14 protein-coding genes are annotated in these 15,857 nt (G+C 63.6%); 7 read left to right on the plus strand and 7 right to left on the minus strand.

Annotated elements, in window-relative coordinates; genetic code table 11:
• Positions 1 to 67 precede the first annotated feature (67 nt).
• Positions 68 to 1,315: a kynureninase gene (kynU, locus tag ACFSOZ_RS31145; RefSeq protein ID WP_379104450.1), complete on the plus strand. Its 1,248-nt coding sequence runs from the start codon at positions 68 to 70 to the stop codon at positions 1,313 to 1,315.
• Positions 1,316 to 1,477: 162 nt separating this feature from the next.
• Here the strand turns inward: kynU and kynA are convergent, their stop codons facing one another.
• Both kynA and ACFSOZ_RS31155 read right to left on the minus strand, forming a co-directional pair.
• Positions 1,478 to 2,314: a tryptophan 2,3-dioxygenase gene (gene kynA / locus ACFSOZ_RS31150; protein ID WP_379104452.1), complete on the minus strand. Its 837-nt coding sequence runs from the start codon at positions 2,312 to 2,314 to the stop codon at positions 1,478 to 1,480.
• Positions 2,311 to 3,936 carry an AMP-binding protein gene (locus ACFSOZ_RS31155; protein ID WP_379104455.1) on the minus strand — a complete coding sequence of 542 codons (1,626 nt, stop codon included), beginning with the start codon at positions 3,934 to 3,936 and terminating at the stop codon, positions 2,311 to 2,313. The genes kynA and ACFSOZ_RS31155 overlap by 4 nt, the downstream gene beginning before the upstream one ends.
• A 311-nt stretch (positions 3,937 to 4,247) precedes the next feature.
• Here ACFSOZ_RS31155 and ACFSOZ_RS31160 point away from each other — a divergent pair, with 311 nt between their 5' ends.
• Positions 4,248 to 5,078, plus strand: a complete 831-nt coding sequence (locus ACFSOZ_RS31160; RefSeq protein ID WP_379104458.1) for an alpha/beta hydrolase — start codon at positions 4,248 to 4,250, stop codon at positions 5,076 to 5,078.
• Positions 5,079 to 5,126: 48 nt separating this feature from the next.
• Here ACFSOZ_RS31160 and ACFSOZ_RS31165 read toward each other — a convergent pair whose 3' ends face one another.
• Genes ACFSOZ_RS31165 through ACFSOZ_RS31185 form a run of 5 tightly spaced genes read right to left on the minus strand, consistent with a single transcriptional unit; the run spans position 5,127 to position 10,532 of the window.
• Positions 5,127 to 6,332: a molybdopterin molybdotransferase MoeA gene (locus ACFSOZ_RS31165; protein WP_379104461.1), complete on the minus strand. Its 1,206-nt coding sequence runs from the start codon at positions 6,330 to 6,332 to the stop codon at positions 5,127 to 5,129.
• Complete coding sequence (gene moaC / locus ACFSOZ_RS31170) at positions 6,332 to 6,814, minus strand: cyclic pyranopterin monophosphate synthase MoaC (RefSeq protein ID WP_379104463.1); 483 nt, start codon at positions 6,812 to 6,814, stop codon at positions 6,332 to 6,334. Before moaC ends, ACFSOZ_RS31165 begins: the two co-directional genes overlap by 1 nt.
• 2 nt (positions 6,815 to 6,816) lie before the next feature.
• The gene (trpC, locus tag ACFSOZ_RS31175; protein ID WP_379104465.1) at positions 6,817 to 7,629 is read right to left on the minus strand and encodes an indole-3-glycerol phosphate synthase TrpC; all 813 of its coding nucleotides are present in this window, start codon (positions 7,627 to 7,629) and stop codon (positions 6,817 to 6,819) included.
• 3 nt (positions 7,630 to 7,632) lie between these two features.
• Positions 7,633 to 8,643 (minus strand): anthranilate phosphoribosyltransferase, encoded by a 1,011-nt coding sequence (gene trpD / locus ACFSOZ_RS31180; protein WP_379104467.1) that lies wholly within the window; start codon positions 8,641 to 8,643, stop codon positions 7,633 to 7,635.
• Complete coding sequence (locus tag ACFSOZ_RS31185; protein WP_379104468.1) at positions 8,640 to 10,532, minus strand: SurA N-terminal domain-containing protein; 1,893 nt, start codon at positions 10,530 to 10,532, stop codon at positions 8,640 to 8,642. Before ACFSOZ_RS31185 ends, trpD begins: the two co-directional genes overlap by 4 nt.
• A gap of 144 nt (positions 10,533 to 10,676) precedes the next feature.
• On the opposite strand from ACFSOZ_RS31185, the gene tpiA reads away from it, so the two are divergent.
• From tpiA to ACFSOZ_RS31210, 5 genes are all read left to right on the plus strand, one after another.
• The gene (tpiA, locus tag ACFSOZ_RS31190) at positions 10,677 to 11,444 is read left to right on the plus strand and encodes a triose-phosphate isomerase (RefSeq protein WP_379104470.1); all 768 of its coding nucleotides are present in this window, start codon (positions 10,677 to 10,679) and stop codon (positions 11,442 to 11,444) included.
• Between the two features lie 149 nt (positions 11,445 to 11,593).
• Positions 11,594 to 12,058, plus strand: a complete 465-nt coding sequence (gene secG, locus ACFSOZ_RS31195; RefSeq protein ID WP_379104472.1) for a preprotein translocase subunit SecG — start codon at positions 11,594 to 11,596, stop codon at positions 12,056 to 12,058.
• Positions 12,059 to 12,268: 210 nt separating this feature from the next.
• A complete protein-coding gene (locus ACFSOZ_RS31200; protein WP_379104474.1) occupies positions 12,269 to 13,381 on the plus strand; it encodes a L,D-transpeptidase in 1,113 nt (370 codons plus the stop codon).
• A gap of 241 nt (positions 13,382 to 13,622) precedes the next feature.
• A complete protein-coding gene (locus ACFSOZ_RS31205) occupies positions 13,623 to 15,260 on the plus strand; it encodes a CTP synthase (RefSeq protein WP_013531733.1) in 1,638 nt (545 codons plus the stop codon).
• Positions 15,261 to 15,281: 21 nt separating this feature from the next.
• Positions 15,282 to 15,821: a DUF1697 domain-containing protein gene (locus tag ACFSOZ_RS31210; protein ID WP_379104476.1), complete on the plus strand. Its 540-nt coding sequence runs from the start codon at positions 15,282 to 15,284 to the stop codon at positions 15,819 to 15,821.
• Positions 15,822 to 15,857 lie beyond the last annotated feature (36 nt).

Consider the following 15,857-nt stretch of genomic DNA (forward strand, 5'->3'; position numbering starts at 1 on the left):
CCCATGATCGGCCAACCGTTTCACCTGATGCTCATCCGAGCACGCTCATGCGCGGGGATAGTCGATCATGAATGCCACTCTCGATCTCGCTGCAATCGCGGCGATGGATGCCGCGGATCCGCTGCGTGCCATGCGCGATCGTTTCGTCTTGCCGGAAGGGGTGATCTACCTCGACGGCAATTCGCTTGGCGCGGCTTCACCCGCCGTCTTCGAAGAGATCCAGAAGGCCGCGACGCAGGAATGGGCGCAGGATCTCATCCGTGCCTGGAACACCGCCGGCTGGTTCGACATGCCGGTCGAGCTCGGCGACCAACTCGGACGCCTGATTGGTGCCGCAGCCGGCCAGACGGTGGTCTGCGATACAACCTCGATCAACATCTACAAGGTCTTGCATGCGGCACTCACAATGCGGCCGGACCGGTCGGTCATCGTCGCCGAGGGCGACAGTTTTCCAACCGACCTCTATATGGCCGAAGGCGTTGCTTCGACGCGACCAGGTACCGTGCTGCGGCTTGAGGGAGTCGACGCGCCTGATATTGAGGAGCTGATCGATGAACGCGTCGCCGTCATCCTGGTCAACCACGTCAACTACAAATCCGGTCAGTTGCGCGACATGGCGGCGCTGACCCGCAGGGCCCATCAGGCCGGTGCGCTGATCGTCTGGGACCTCTGCCACACCGCCGGAGCGCTGCCGGTCGAGCTTGACGGTGCCAATGCCGATTTCGCCATTGGCTGCACCTACAAGTACCTCAATGGCGGCCCGGGCTCACCGGCCTTCATCTATGCCGCAAGGCGCCACCATGGAGATGTCCATCAGCCGCTCAGCGGCTGGTGGGGGCATGCGCGGCCGTTCGCCTTCGAACAGGCCTATGCGGCCGGCACCGGCATCCGCCGCTTCCTGTGCGGCACGCAGCCGGTGTTGTCGATGCGGGCGCTCAAGGGCGCGTTGGACCTCTGGAACGATGTCGACATGGCGGTGGTGCGCAAGAAGAGCATCGCACTGACCGACCTGTTCATCCAGCTCGTCGAAGCGAAATGCGGCGCCTATGGCCTCGAGCTCGAAAGCCCGCGCAACGGCGATGAGCGCGGCAGCCAGGTTTCGTTCATCCACCCGCATGGCTACCAGGTGATGCGGGCCTTGATCGAGCGCGGCGTGATCGGCGATTTCCGCGCGCCGTCGACCATCCGCTTCGGCTTCACGCCGCTCTATGTCGGCTACAGGGATGTCTGGCAGGCGGTCGAGGTGCTGGAAGACATTCTGCGCACCGGCGCCTGGCGGGACGCGCGGTTCGCGGTCAAGACGGCAGTCACTTGAGGTGTGTTGATATTCAGGTGATGCCGGCCTGCAAACGACGGCTTTCTGCGCTTCTGGTGCTCACGGACCCGAATGTTCCGCCCGGTTCTCGAAAACCGTCGTTTTCGGCTCGGCCTGACCTGAATCGCATTACTCCTTGGTGCGTAAAAGTGCGCACAATAGTCAGAGCCGGGTGCGGACCGTCCAGAGCTCTGGAAACAGGACGACCTCGAGCATCTTCTTCAAGTAGGACGCACCCGACGTGCCGCCGGTGCCGCGCTTGAGGCCGATGATGCGCTCGACCGTGGTGACGTGGTTGAAGCGCCAGCGGCGGAAATAATCCTCGAAGTCGACCAGCTTCTCGGCCAGTTCGTAGAACATCCAGTAGCGTTGCGGGTCACGATAAACGGTCTGCCAGGCAACCAGGACCTCTTCATTCTCGGCGCGCGTCTCACGCCAGTCGGTGCGCCTGGCGTCGGCGCCGATATCGAATCCGTTGCGCGCCAGCAGCAGCAGCGCTTCGTCGTAGAGCGACGGCTCGGCCAGGATCGTCTCCAGCTTCTGGCTGAGGTCCGGCCGGTGCTTGTGCGGGCCGAGCATGGCGAGGTTGCGGTTACCGGCCATGAACTCGATGGCGCGATATTGCCAGGATTGGAAACCCGAGGATTGGCCGAGCGCGTCGCGGAACTCGGTGTATTCGCTAGGCGTCATCGTCCGCAGCACGTCCCAGGCGTTGTTCAACTGTTCGAAAATGCGGGCGACGCGCGACAGCATCTTGAAGCTCGGCTCGAGGCGGTCGGCGCGGATGGAACGGATCGCGGCACCGATCTCGTGCAGAGCGAGCTTCATCCAGAGCTCGGAGGTCTGATGCTGGATGATGAACAGCATCTCATCATGCGCCGACGACAGCGGCGTCTGTGCCTCCAGCACTTTCTCCAGGTGCAGATAGTCGCTGTAGGACATGCGCTCCTTGAACGACATCTGTGCGCCTTCGGAAGCCGGATCGTATGGTTCGCTCAATTGATTTTCTCCGTGCGCAGCCGGAAGCGCTGGATCTTGCCGGTCTGCGTCTTGGGCAACGCAGCGATGAACTTCACCGATCGCGGATATTTGTAGGGCGCGATCGTCGCCTTGACGTGGTCCTGCAGGCGCTTGGTGGTCAACGCGTCAGGTGCCACGCCTTGCACCAGCACGACATGCGCCTCGACGATCTGTCCGCGTTCGGCGTCTTGGGCGCCGATCACCGCGCATTCGGCGACATCCGGATGCGCCAGCAGCGCCGCCTCGACCTCGGGGCCGGCGATGTTGTAGCCGGCGCTGACGATCATGTCGTCGGAGCGGGCGGCGAAATGGAAGAAGCCGTCCTCGTCCTGCGTGAAGGTGTCGCCGGTGAGGTTCCAGCCGTCGCGAACGTATTCCGTCTGCCTGTTATCGGCCATGTAGCGGCAGCCGGTCGGGCCGCGCACCGCCAGCCTGCCGGTCGTGCCGCGCGGCACCTCGCGCATCTCATCATCGACGATGCGCGCCTCATAGCCGCCCACCGGCTTGCCGGTCGACGCGGGCTTCATGTCGCCAAAACGGTTGGAGATGAAGATGTGCAGCATTTCGGTGGCGCCGATACCGTCTAGGATCGGCTTGCCGGTCTTTTGCGTCCACTCTTCGAAAACCGGAGCGGGCAAGGTTTCGCCGGCCGAAACGGCGACGCGTAGCGATGACAGGTCGGCACCCTCGTCCATGGCCTTCAGCATCGCGCGATAGGCGGTCGGCGCGGTGAAGGAGATGGTCGCTTTGTAGGTCTCGATGATGTGGATCATGTTGGGCGGCGTCGCCTGTTCGAGCAGCGTCGCCGCCGCACCGAAGCGCAGCGGGAAGATGGCGAGACCACCAAGGCCGAAGGTGAAGGCCAGCGGCGGCGAGCCGACAAAGATGTCGTCCGGCGTCACCTGTAGGATTTCGCGGGCGTAGGCGTCGGCGATGGTCAAGAGGTCGCGGTGGAAATGCATCGTCGCCTTCGGCACGCCTGTCGTTCCCGAGGTGAAGCCGAGCAGCGCGACGTCGTCGCGGCCGGTGTTGACGGCGCTGAAAACAACCGACTTGTCGAGAGCCGCGCGATCGAGTTCGGCATCATGGTTGGCGGTGCCGTCGAAGCCGATAACCTGCTTGAGGAACGCGCTGTCCTTGGCGCAAGCGGTCATCTCGTCCATCAGCCTGGTGTCGCAGAGCGCGATTGTGATTTCCGCCTTGTCGACGATCTTGGCAAGCTCGCCGGCGCGCAGCATCGGCATGGTGTTGACGACCACGGCGCCGACCTTGGTGGCAGCCAGCCAGCAAGCGACCATGGCGGGGTTGTTGGCCGAGCGGATCAGCACCCGGTTGCCCGGCTTCACGCCATAATTCTCGACCAGCGCATGGGCCAGCCTGTTCGTCCAATCGGACAGTTCCTTGTAGGTGCGGCGGCGGCCATTGCCGATCAGCGCGGTATGGTCACCCAGGCCCATCTCGACCAGCCTGTCGGTTAGTTCGACGCCGGCATTGAGACGTTCAGGATAGTCGAAACCGTCGAGCAGGAAGTCCGGCCATTGCTCGGGCGGCGGCAGGTGATCGCGCGTGAACGTGTCGATATGCGCTGAAGGCCCAAGCATGTCGCCGCTATCCTGTCTGCTGCCTGGCCAGTGCACGAGGCTTCTGGCTGGTGTGGTGGATTTGAAATTCCTGCTTTTGGAGGAGGCTCCATGCCGCCGGTCGCACCTCGCTCGACGTCACCCGAAAGGGCGGACATCCGCAGGTTTTGGGCAGCACGGCAGACCTCCCATTGTCCGCTGTTCGTCAGGGCAGGATCGCACCAGTCGAAATTTGTTTCAAGCCTAAAATATTTTTCTTCTGGAGCATTGACGCATGCCGTGGCGGTGGCCATTGCTAGCGGAGAAACGTTGCCGTTTTGGGGAGGGCGCGGATGCTCAAACGTCACATTGCCGATTGGGATGGCGCCTATGCCAACGGCGCGAACATCGCCGGCAGCGACCGCTGGCCGGCGGCGTGGATCGAACCAGCGCAAGCGTTTCGTGGCGCGCTTTCGGCAGAGGGCCGGGCAAGGCTGGACATCGCCTATGGCGGGGGACGGCGCAATCGCCTCGATCTCTTCCTTCCAAGCACCACGCCCAAGGGGCTCGTGGTGTTCATCCATGGCGGTTACTGGATGGCATTCGACAAGAGTTTCTGGTCACATCTCGCAAATGGCGCGGTCAGCAGCGGCTTTGCCGTGGCGATGCCGTCCTACACGCTGTGCCCGGAAATACGCATCGCCGGCATCGTCCAGGAGATGGGCGCGGCGATCAGCAAGGCGGCCGAAATGGTCGACGGGCCATTGATGTTGACCGGCCATTCGGCCGGCGGCCATCTCGCCAGCCGCATGGTGACGACAACCACGCCTCTGGCGGCGGACGTGGCGCGGCGCATACGCCACGTCGTCTCGATCTCAGGTGTCCATGACCTGCGCCCGATCATGCAGACCGAGATGAACGCGACCCTGGCAATCGACGAGCAGGAGGCGCTGGCCGAAAGCCCGGGGCTGTTGCGCCCGATGGACGGTGCCCGCATCACCTGCTGGGCCGGTGGTGGTGAACGCGCCGAGTTCCTGCGCCAGAACGCGTTGCTTGCCAACATCTGGACCGGCCTTGGCGCGGCGACCAGCACAGTGGTCGAGCCAGACCAGCATCATTACAGCATTGTCGACGGCCTTGCCGATCCGGCGCATCCGCTGACCCGGAGCTTGATCTCGGAGTAAGAACGAGATCATTTTATGATGTATTATGAATGACTTGTCAGAAATACTTCAACGCAGCATCAGCATGCTGCAAGCTTCACCGGCGGCCGCTGCTGGGGCAAATGGTGCCCGCACGATCAGCCCGTTGGCGTCGGCCAGCATTCGGAGCATCGAGGAATCCTGGATGCCGAACGGCGTCGCCACCAGCGCGCCGTCATCTTCGCTGACCACCGCCCGCACATAATCCTGACGGAGGTCATTGGCCGGCATTGCGGCGCCCAATCGCGCCGGGCGTATGTCCTGGTGATGATTGCGGCCGCCGAGCCGTGCCAGCAGCGGCTTCAGGAACAATTGCGAGCAGACTAGGCTTGCCACCGGATTGCCGGGCAGGCCGATGCACCTGATATCGCCGAGGCGGCCGAACATCAGCGGCTTGCCGGGGCGCATGGCGATTTTCCAAAAGCCGAGCGTCATGCCTTCGCCGATCAGCACGTCGTGGATCAGGTCGTGATCACCGACCGAGGCACCACCAAGCGTGACGATGACATCCGCGCCGGCCGCGACCGCTTTCTGCACCAGCGCAGCGATGGCCTCCTTGCGGTCGGCAGCGATACCGAGATCGAGTGCGCGAGCGCCGACCGACTGTGCCGCAGCGGCGACGCCATAGGCATTGGAGGAGATGATCTGGTCCGGCCCGAGTTCGCTGCCGGGCGGCAACAATTCGTCGCCGGTGGCAATGATGGCGACCAGAGGCCGTTTCACCACGTTGACCCGGGGATGGTTGGCCGATGCCGCCAGCGACAATGCCGCCGGGTCGAGCACGCGGCCTTTTTCCAGCAGGACGTCGCCTTTCGAAAAGTCGAGGCCGATGCGGCGGATGTTGCGCCACTCCGTCGTCGGTTCGGTCACTTCGATGTCGCCGCCGCCGAGGTCGCGGACATTCTCTTGGATGACGATGGTGTCGGCTCCGTCAGGCAGCGGCGCACCGGTGAAGATGCGCACGGCTTGTGCCTTGCCGACCGTGCCGTCAAATCCGCGCCCGGCCGGCGCCATGCCGATCACCGAAAGTCTCGATGGCGCCGACGCCACATCCGTGGCGTGGGCCGCGTAGCCATCCATGGCCGAGGCGTTGAAGGGCGGCTGAGTGCGCAGTGCGACGACCGGCTCGGCCAGCACCCGGTCCACCGCCTCGAGGAGCGGAACGCTTTCACCGGCCAGCGGCGCAGCACCTTCCAGCAGGCGTTCGAGCGCCTCCGCGACGGGAACCAGCGCCATCAGGCGCGCGCCTTGTAGTCACCCGACTTGCCGCCGGTCTTTTCGACCAGCCGGATGCCGGAGATGACCATGGCGCGGTCCACCGCCTTGGCCATGTCGTAGATGGTCAGGCAGGCCACGGAAGCAGCGGTCAGCGCTTCCATCTCGACGCCCGTCTTGCCGGTGACACGCGCCAGCGCTGTGACCTTCAGGCCCGGCAAAGCGTGGTCCGGTTCGATGTCGACGGAAACCTTGGTCAGAAGCAGCGGATGGCAGAGCGGGATCAATTCATGCGTCTTTTTCGCCGCCATGATGCCGGCGATGCGCGCGGTGCCGAGCACATCGCCCTTCTTGGCATTGCCGGCGAGGATCATCGTCAGCGTCTCGGGCTGCATCGCGACAAAACCCTCGGCGATTGCCGTGCGCGTCGTCTCCGCCTTGTCGCCGACATCGACCATGTTGGCCTCGCCCTGCGTGCCGAGATGGGTGAGGGCGGCCGTCATCGTCAGATCGCCTCGGCCGGTGCCTTGCCCGTCAGAAGCAGGCGCGTCGCCGTGGTGACGTCCTGTTGCCGCATCAAGCTCTCGCCGACAAGGAAGGTGCCGATGTCGCTCTTTTGCAATTTGAGGCAATCGTCATGCGTGAAGATACCGCTCTCGCTGACCAGCAGGCGATCGGCCGGCACCATCGACGCCAACCGCCCGGAGGTTTCGATGCTGGTCTCGAATGTTCTGAGATTGCGGTTGTTGATGCCGATCAGCCGCGAAGACAGCTTCAGCGCGCGCTGCGTCTCGGCCTCGTCATGCACTTCGACCAGCGCATCCATGCCAAGTTCGAACGCCGTCGATTCGAGGTCGCTGGCCAGGGCATCGTCGACGCTCGCCATGATGATCAGGATGGCGTCCGCGCCCCAGGCGCGGGCTTCGTAGACCTGGTACGGGTCGAACAGAAAATCCTTGCGCAAAGCCGGCAGGGCGACGGCGGCTCGCGCCCTGGTGAGAAATTCGGGCGCGCCCTGGAAAGATGGCGCGTCCGTCAGTACCGAAAGACAGGCGGCGCCGCCTTCAGCGTAGGCCTGCGCCAATGCCGGCGGGTCGAAATCGGCACGGATCAGGCCCCTGGAGGGGCTTGCCTTCTTGATCTCGGCGATAAGCGCGAAGGCGCCGGATTTGCGCTTCGCCTCAAGCGCGGCAAGAAAGCCGCGTGGTGCGTCGGCATCTTTGGCCCGCGCCTTGATTTCGGCAAGTGGCACGCGTGCCTTTGCCGCCGCGATCTCGTCGCGCTTGTAGGCCTCGATCTTGCGAAGAATGTCAGACACGCTTTATCCGTTCGAAATCTCGACCAGCCTGTCGAGCACCTGCAGGGCCCGGCCGCTGTCGATGGCTTGCGCCGCTGCCGTGATGCCGTCGCCAAGCGTCGTCGCCTTGCCAGCCACGACCAGTCCTGCGCCGGCATTCATCAGCACCGTGTCGCGATAGGCGCCAGCAGCGCCGCCCAGCATATCGCGCAATGCCTTGGCGTTGTAGGCCGCGTCGCCGCCGCGCAACTCGTCCTTGGTGTGGCGCGCCAACCCAACCGCTTCGGGAGTCAGCGTGAAGCTGCGGATCTCGCCGCCGATCAGTTCGGCGACATGCGTTTCGCCGGTGGTGGTGATCTCGTCATAGCCGTCGCCATGAGCGACCCACGCATGCTCGGCGCCCAGCGCCTTCAGCGCCTCGGCTACTGGCAGGATCCATTCCGGCAGGAACACACCGACCAACTGCCGCCTGACGCCAGCCGGATTGATGAGCGGGCCGAGGAGGTTAAAGATGGTGCGGGTGCCGAGCTCGACGCGGGTCGGGCCGACATGCTTCATCGCCGGATGGTGCGCGGGCGCGAACATGAAGCCGACGCCAGCCTCATGGATGCAGCGGCCGATGAATTCGGGCGAGATGTCGATCTTGACCCCGAGCGCACCCAGCACGTCGGCGGCGCCTGTCAGCGACGACAGGCCGCGATTGCCGTGCTTGGCGACCGGCACCCCACTGCCGGCTATGACGAACGCCGACCCCGTCGAAATGTTGACGCTGTGGGAATTGTCACCGCCCGTGCCGACGATATCGATGGCGCCGGCCGGCGCGTCGACGCGCAGCATCTTGGCGCGCATGGTGGCGACCGCGCCGGAAATCTCGCTCACCGTCTCGCCGCGCACGCGCAGCGCCATCAGGAAGCCGCCGATCTGGCCGGGCGTTGCGTCACCCGACATGATGATGTCGAAGGCCTCACGCGCTTCCTCGAAGGAAAGCGCGCTTCCGGTCGCGACCTTGGCGATATGGGTTTTCAGCGCGCTCATCTTGTCGAGGCTTGGGCGACGGCGGCCTGGTCGATGCGAACGTCGTATTGCGTCTGCAGTTGTGCCACCAGTTGATCGAGCAGATCATCCGACATGCCGGAGGTGAAGGATTTCTGCGCATCGTCCGGCACCGAACTGGCATCGGCCCCGGCGGGCTCGAACACTTCGGCGATCTTGTACAGGATCTGTCCGTCGCCGGTGGGCGAGGGGATCAGGCCGGTGCCGCCTTCGCCGACGCCGAACATCGCCGCCGCACCCTCCTTGCCGAAATCGACATCGTCGGCCTCGCGCTTGACGCCGCGCTTGGTCTGCTTCTCCAGCTTCAGTTCGCCGGCGATGACGTCGAGCGTGACACCGGCCTTGAGCCGCTTTTCGAGCTCGTCAGCCTTGGCGGCGAGCCGCTTGGTCGTCTCGGCTGCCGTCCAGTCGGCGACGACTTTCTGGCGAATCTCGTCCAGTGTCCGGTCGCGGGCCGGCGTGATGGAAGCCACCTCGTAGAAAACGAAGCCGTTGTCCGCCGTGGTCAAGGCGTCGTTTTCCGTCTTGGGTTCGGCGTCGAAGACAGCCTTGATCAATTCCGGCGATTGCGGCAGGTCCTTGACGATGGTTGCGTCGGGCCGCAGCCCGCTGCGATCGATGGCGTCGATGGTGACAACCTTCAGCTTCAGCTTGGTGGCGGCGTCGGCCAGCGAACCGCCGGCAGCGCGGGTGTCTTCATAATTGTCGCGCACGTCCAGAAGAATGCGGCTTGCCTCGCCCAGTGCCAGATCCTTGCGGATCTGGTCGGACGCTTCGGCCAGCGGCTTCACCACTTCGGGCTTGATCTCGGTGACGCGCAGCAGCACCGGACCGAAGGCACCCTGCACAACCTGACTGACTTCATTGGCATTGAGTTTGAAGGCCGCGTCGGCGACCGCCTTGTCGGCGATCTTGTCCTTGGCCAGCGTGCCGAGCAGCGTGTCGGCCGGGGTCTTGCCCGCCGCCGTGACCAGCTTGTCGAAGGTGGCGCCGGCCTTGAGCGAATCGAGCGCTGCCTTGGCCGCGTCAGGCGTCTTGAACACAAGCTGCTCGATGGTGCGCAGCTCTGGCGTCGTGTAGCGCGCCTTGTTCTTGTTGTAGTCGTCGTTGACCTGTTGGTCGGTGACGGCGGTCGTATCCATGATGTCGACCGGTTCGAGCCTGACATAGGAGAATTTGCGGTATTCGGGCGCCGCATATGTCTTCTTGTTTGCGTCGAAATAGGCCGAGAGCACGCTGTCGGACGGCGCCTGGATCGGCTCGACCAGTGCCTTGGGCAAGGTCAAATAGTCGATGGTGCGGTCTTCGCCGCGATAGAGCGCGACCGCCTTGAAGAAAGTGTCCGGCGCCTTGAGGCCATCCGAGACCGCCTCGACGATCTGCTGGCGCACCGCCACCTGGGCACGGTTCTTAAGATAGTCCTCAGGCCGCATGCCGATCTGCTGCAACATATATTCGAAGGTTCGCCTGTCGAACTGGCCGCCAGGGCCCTTGAAGGCCGGATCTTCGCGCGTCAGCTCGGCCAGCCGGTCCTTGGAGAGGCCGAGGCCCAGCTTGCGGGCCTGTTCGTCGAGTACGGCTCCCGAGACGAGCTGCGCCAGCACCTGGTTGTCGATGCCGAGCGCCTTTGCCTGTTCGTGGGTGAGACGCTGGCCGAACTGCTGCGACATGACGGCGAGCTGGCGATCATAAGCCAATCGATACTCGTTGAGCGACACCTTGGTGCCGCCAGCGGTTATTACCGAATCGTGGCCGGCGAAACCGCCCATCACTCGCCCGGAAATGCCCCAGGCGAGGAAACTCACCACCAGCAGCGAAAGCAGCGTTTTCGCGACCCAGGTTCCCGCCGCGTCTCTCAATATACCAAGCATGGACAATTCCGATTTATGCGCATCTTCGCGTGCGCCGAGTCTGAAACAAGCGCAATAGCGCCCTTCCGTGCCACTGTCGATTGCTTTGTGGCCTGATTTTGGTAGTGAGGGCCAAAGCCGAATATTGCCCGGAGAAGCAAACCAATGACGCCAGGAATTCGCCCACTCGTTGCCGGCAACTGGAAAATGAATGGCACCAGCGCCTCGCTCAATGAGCTCAGGATGATCGGCAATGGCTTCATGAGCGGTCTCGACGCGGAGACCGAAGCGCTGGTCTGCGTCCCAGCAACCCTGCTAGCCCACGCCGCCGAGATCCTGTCGCGCACGCCGGTCCATGCCGGCGGCGAGGATTGCCACACCAAGGAAAGCGGCGCCTACACCGGCTGCATCTCAGCGGAAATGCTGAAGGATGCCGGCGCGAGCCATGTCATCGTCGGCCATTCCGAATGCCGCGAGCAAGCGGGTGAGGATGACGCGATGGTCCAGGCCAAGGCCTCCGCCGCCTGGCGCGCCGGGCTTGTGGTCATCATCTGCATCGGCGAAACGCAGCAACAGCGTGAAGCGGGCGCCACGCTCGACGTGCTGTCACGGCAGATCGCCGGATCTGTGCCGCCAAGCGCCACCCCGTCCAACTCCATCATCGCCTATGAGCCGGTATGGGCGATCGGCACTGGCCTGACGCCGACTGCGGCCGATGTAGCCGAAGCACACGCGCATATCCGCGAAAAGCTCTCGGAAAAGCTCGGCGGCGTGGCGGCCAAGATGCGCATTCTTTATGGCGGCTCGGTCAAGCCCTCCAACGCTGTCGAACTGCTCGGCGTCAAGAATGTCGACGGCGCGCTGGTCGGCGGCGCCAGCCTGAAAGCGGCGGACTTCCTTGCCATCGCCGAGGCTTATCGCAACATCGCCTAAGGGCAGACGGCGCCGGAAATCGTTGCAAAGGGAGCGTTGCTTCCCATATTCCGGCCACGGGCTTGGAAATGCCGTCAAAGCATTGTATTGAGCCGCCTCCAATTCACCGGTCGTGTTCGCGGCCGGGCAAGGCCTTGCCAGGATAAACTATGGAAACCGTACTGATCGTCATCCATCTCATGGTCGTGCTCGCCCTTGTCGGCGTGGTGCTTTTGCAGCGCTCCGAAGGCGGCGGCCTTGGCATCGGCGGCGGCTCGGGCTTCATGACCGCGCGCGGCGCGGCCAATGCGCTGACGCGTGCGACGGCGATCCTGGCGGCCGCCTTCTTCGCCACCTCGCTGACGCTGTCGATCGTCGCCCGCTACGGCGAGAAGCCGATCGACATCCTTGACCGCGTGCCCGCGACATCGGACGGCGCCGGCAAGGGCGTGCTCAACCAATTGCCCGGGACGACCACCCCGGCGCCTGCCGGCAACGCCACGCCGACGCCGCCGTCCGGCAACGACGCCGCCGCAAAGCCCCCGGCCACGGCGCCTGCCGCCGGTTCGACTCAGCCGGCGACCAACGGCACCACCCCCGCTGCACCGGCGACCCCGCAGGTCCCGAACCAGTAGTCTCCAACGCCCGAAGCCGCGACCTGTTGTCGTTTGAACACAGTCGCGGCAAATGCGGCACGATCACGAAGATTCGAGTGGGTGCGGCGCGGCCTCGCGCTTGAGGCATCCGCGCTTATTCGACTATAGATTGCGCGCGGCATTTCCGGCGCCCTTGGGGGGCGCTGGGCGACGCCGTGGGCAACAGCATAGAACGATCGGATCTTCGCCATGCAGCTTCGCAGCTTCATTTTCCTGGGACTTTGCGCCGCACTCGGCATGAGTTCCCCGGCTTTCGCCGGTGTGCCGGCCAATATGGCCGTATCGGCTGACAAAACCAGTGCCATCAACGTCGCCGTCAAGAGTGATTCGGCGCAATTGAAGCTTCTCAAGAAGAAGAAAAACCCGACACCGGACGATCTCGCCCAGATCAAGAAGATCGAGGCCAAGATCGTTGCCGACAAGGAAGCCGCCAAGGCCAAGGCGCTCGAAGCCAGAAAGCTGGCAATGCGCGAAGCGGCGAAGGCCAAGGCCGACGCGGAACGGCAGGCATTCCTCGCCAAGCGGGGCAAGAGCGCGCCGGTGTCCGAAGTGGCTGACGCCAAGCCGGCCAAGAACGCTGCCAAGGTCCTCGAGCCAATCGAACCGATCGAACCGATCCAGTCGGCTGAGCCGCTCCCGGCCGAAGTGATGAATGTCGCGTTGACCGGCAACAACGGCGAGCTGCGCAGCGAAGTCGTCGGCCAGAAGCAGGCGAGCGGCGGTCTGTTCGCCGGCCTCTTCGGCGGCACCTCCTCTTCTTCGATTTCATATCTCCCCGAGACGCGTGCCCTGGACCAGGCTCTCGCCAAGAAGGAAGCCAAGAAGCAGTTCAAGGTGAAACCGGAATTCGTCCCGCAGGACGTGGAATTCACCGGCTACGATGCGGGCACCATCGTCATCGACACCAGCGCCCGCCGCCTCTATCTCGTCGAATCGTCTTCCACCGCTCGCCGCTACGCCATTGCGGTCGGCCGCGAGGGCCTTCAGTTCAAGGGCACGGTTGCGGTCGGCGACAAGCAGGAATGGCCGCGCTGGATCCCGACGCTGGACATGCAGAAGCGTGAGCCGAAGCACTATGGCCAGTACAAGGACGGCATGCCTGGCGGCGGTCAGAACCCGCTCGGGGCGCGCGCCATCTATCTCTATGACGGCAAGAAGGACACGCATCTGCGCATCCACGGCACCATCGCGCCGCAATCGATCGGAACCAGCGCCTCCAATGGCTGCTTCCGCATGATCAACGAGCACGTCATGGACCTCTACAGCCGCGTCAGGGTAGGTACCAAGGTCGTCATCATCTGACGCCTGCGTCCATCATGCCGAAAGGGCCGGCCTTGCCGGCCCTTTTGTTTTGCCTTGCCTCTAAAGCGCGTCGCGTTGAAACGGAATCAGTCGACGCGCTTTAGATCTTCGTTTCATGCATGTCGTTGTCCCAAAACCGCTGCACACTTTTGGGCGACATGCATAGGACATCACGCCTTCTTGGGAAAAAACCTTCGCGGCGGTTTTTTCTCTGGCGGAATCAATCCGGCCGCGTTAAGCGATGACTCCCATGGCGCGATATGTATTCATCACAGGCGGCGTGGTTTCCTCACTTGGAAAAGGCATTGCCGCAGCGGCCCTTGGGGCTCTCTTGCAGGCGCGAGGCTATCGCGCGCGCATCAAAAAACTCGATCCCTATCTCAATGTCGATCCGGGCACGATGTCGCCGTACCAGCATGGCGAGGTTTTCGTCACCGATGACGGCGCCGAGACCGATCTCGATCTTGGCCATTACGAGCGCTTCACGGGGCGCTCGGCCAATCAGCAGGACAACATCACCACCGGCCGCATCTACAAGAACATCATCGAGCGCGAGCGGCGCGGCGATTATCTTGGTGCAACCGTGCAGGTCATCCCGCACGTTACCGACGAGATCAAGAATTTCGTCCTCAATGGCAATGACGACTATGATTTCGTGCTGTGCGAGATCGGCGGCACGGTCGGCGACATCGAGGCGATGCCGTTCCTCGAGGCGATCCGTCAACTCGGCAACGACTTGCCGCGCAACAACGCCGTCTACGTGCATCTGACGCTGATGCCCTACATCCCGACAGCGGGTGAGCTGAAAACCAAGCCGACCCAACATTCGGTCAAGGAATTACGTGGCATCGGCATCGCGCCCGACATCCTGCTGGTTCGCGCCGATCGCGCCATCCCCAAGGAAGAGCGCCGAAAACTGTCGCTGTTCTGCAACGTCAGGGAAAGCGCCGTGATCCAGGCGCTCGACGTGCCGCACATCTACGACGTGCCGATGGCCTACCACAAGGAAGGGCTTGATTCGGAAGTGCTGGCCGCTTTCGGCATCGATCCGGCGCCGAAGCCTCGCATGGAGCCCTGGCAGGCGGTGTCCAACCGCATCCACAATCCGGAGGGCGAGGTGACCATCGCCGTGGTCGGCAAATATACCGGCCTCAAGGATGCCTACAAATCGTTGATCGAGGCGCTTTCGCATGGCGGCCTGGCCAACCACGTCAAGGTCAAGCTCGACTGGATCGAATCGGAGATCTTCGAAAAGGAAGATCCGACGCCCTGGCTGGAAAAGGTGCATGGCATCCTGGTTCCCGGCGGCTTCGGCGAGCGCGGCTCAGAAGGCAAGATCCTGGCGGCGAAGTTCGCGCGTGAACGAAAGGTGCCGTATTTCGGCATCTGCTTCGGCATGCAGATGGCCTGCATCGAGGCCGCGCGGTCGCTGGCCGGCGTCGAGCACGCCTCCTCGACCGAATTCGGCCCAACCGAGGAACCGGTGGTCGGCCTGATGACCGAATGGCTGAAAGGCAACATGCTGGAGAAGCGCCGGGAAACCGGCGATCTCGGCGGTACGATGCGGCTCGGCGCCTATCAGGCCGAGCTCGCCAAGGGTTCCAAGATCGCCGAGATTTATGGCGATACGCAGATTTCCGAGCGCCATCGCCACCGCTACGAGGTCAATGTCGACTACAAGGAGCGGCTCGAGGATTGCGGCCTGGTGTTTGCCGGCATGTCGCCCGATGGCGTGCTGCCGGAAACGGTCGAATACCCCGATCATCCCTGGTTCATCGGCGTCCAGTATCACCCGGAACTGAAAAGCCGGCCGCTCGACCCGCATCCGCTGTTCGCCAGTTTCATCGAGGCGGCGGTGGAGCAGAGCCGGCTGGTGTAGCGACCACTGGCTGGCAGGGCGATGCAGACCTATGTCGCGCTCCTCTACAGCATCATCCTGGGGCAGGGGCGACGGGTGGTCATGGCCGACCTCAAGGCGATGGCCGAAAACCTTGGCCTGAAGAATGTTCGCACCTTGGTGGCGACCGGCAATCTCGTCTTCGAGACGTCGGCGACGGCCATCGCCGATCTGGAGCAACGGCTGGAAGCAGCCTTCGAAACAACCTTCGGCCGGCATGTCGAGATCATCGTGCGCGGTGCCGAGGAGTGGCTGACGCTTGCCGCCGGCAATCCGTTCCCGGGCGAGTCCGCCGAAGCCGGCGACCAGGTCGCGGTGCGTGTGATGCGCCAGCCCGCGCCCATGGATGCCGTCGCGGCGCTCCAGGCCTATGCCGCCGAGGACGAGAAGGTGCTGTCGGTCGGCGGCGACATCTGGCTTGTCTTTTCACGTGAGAGGCCGAGTTCGCGGCTGCTTGCGGCAACCAACCACAAACGTCTGGGCATCGGCACGTCGCGCAACTGGAACACGGTGCGCAAACTGGCCGAGATGGTGAGCGCATAAGATTGGGGGCGGCCTTGCGCCGCCCCCAGTAGTGCC

This window comes from Mesorhizobium newzealandense (assembly GCF_042682145.1).
Classification (GTDB): domain Bacteria; phylum Pseudomonadota; class Alphaproteobacteria; order Rhizobiales; family Rhizobiaceae; genus Mesorhizobium; species Mesorhizobium newzealandense.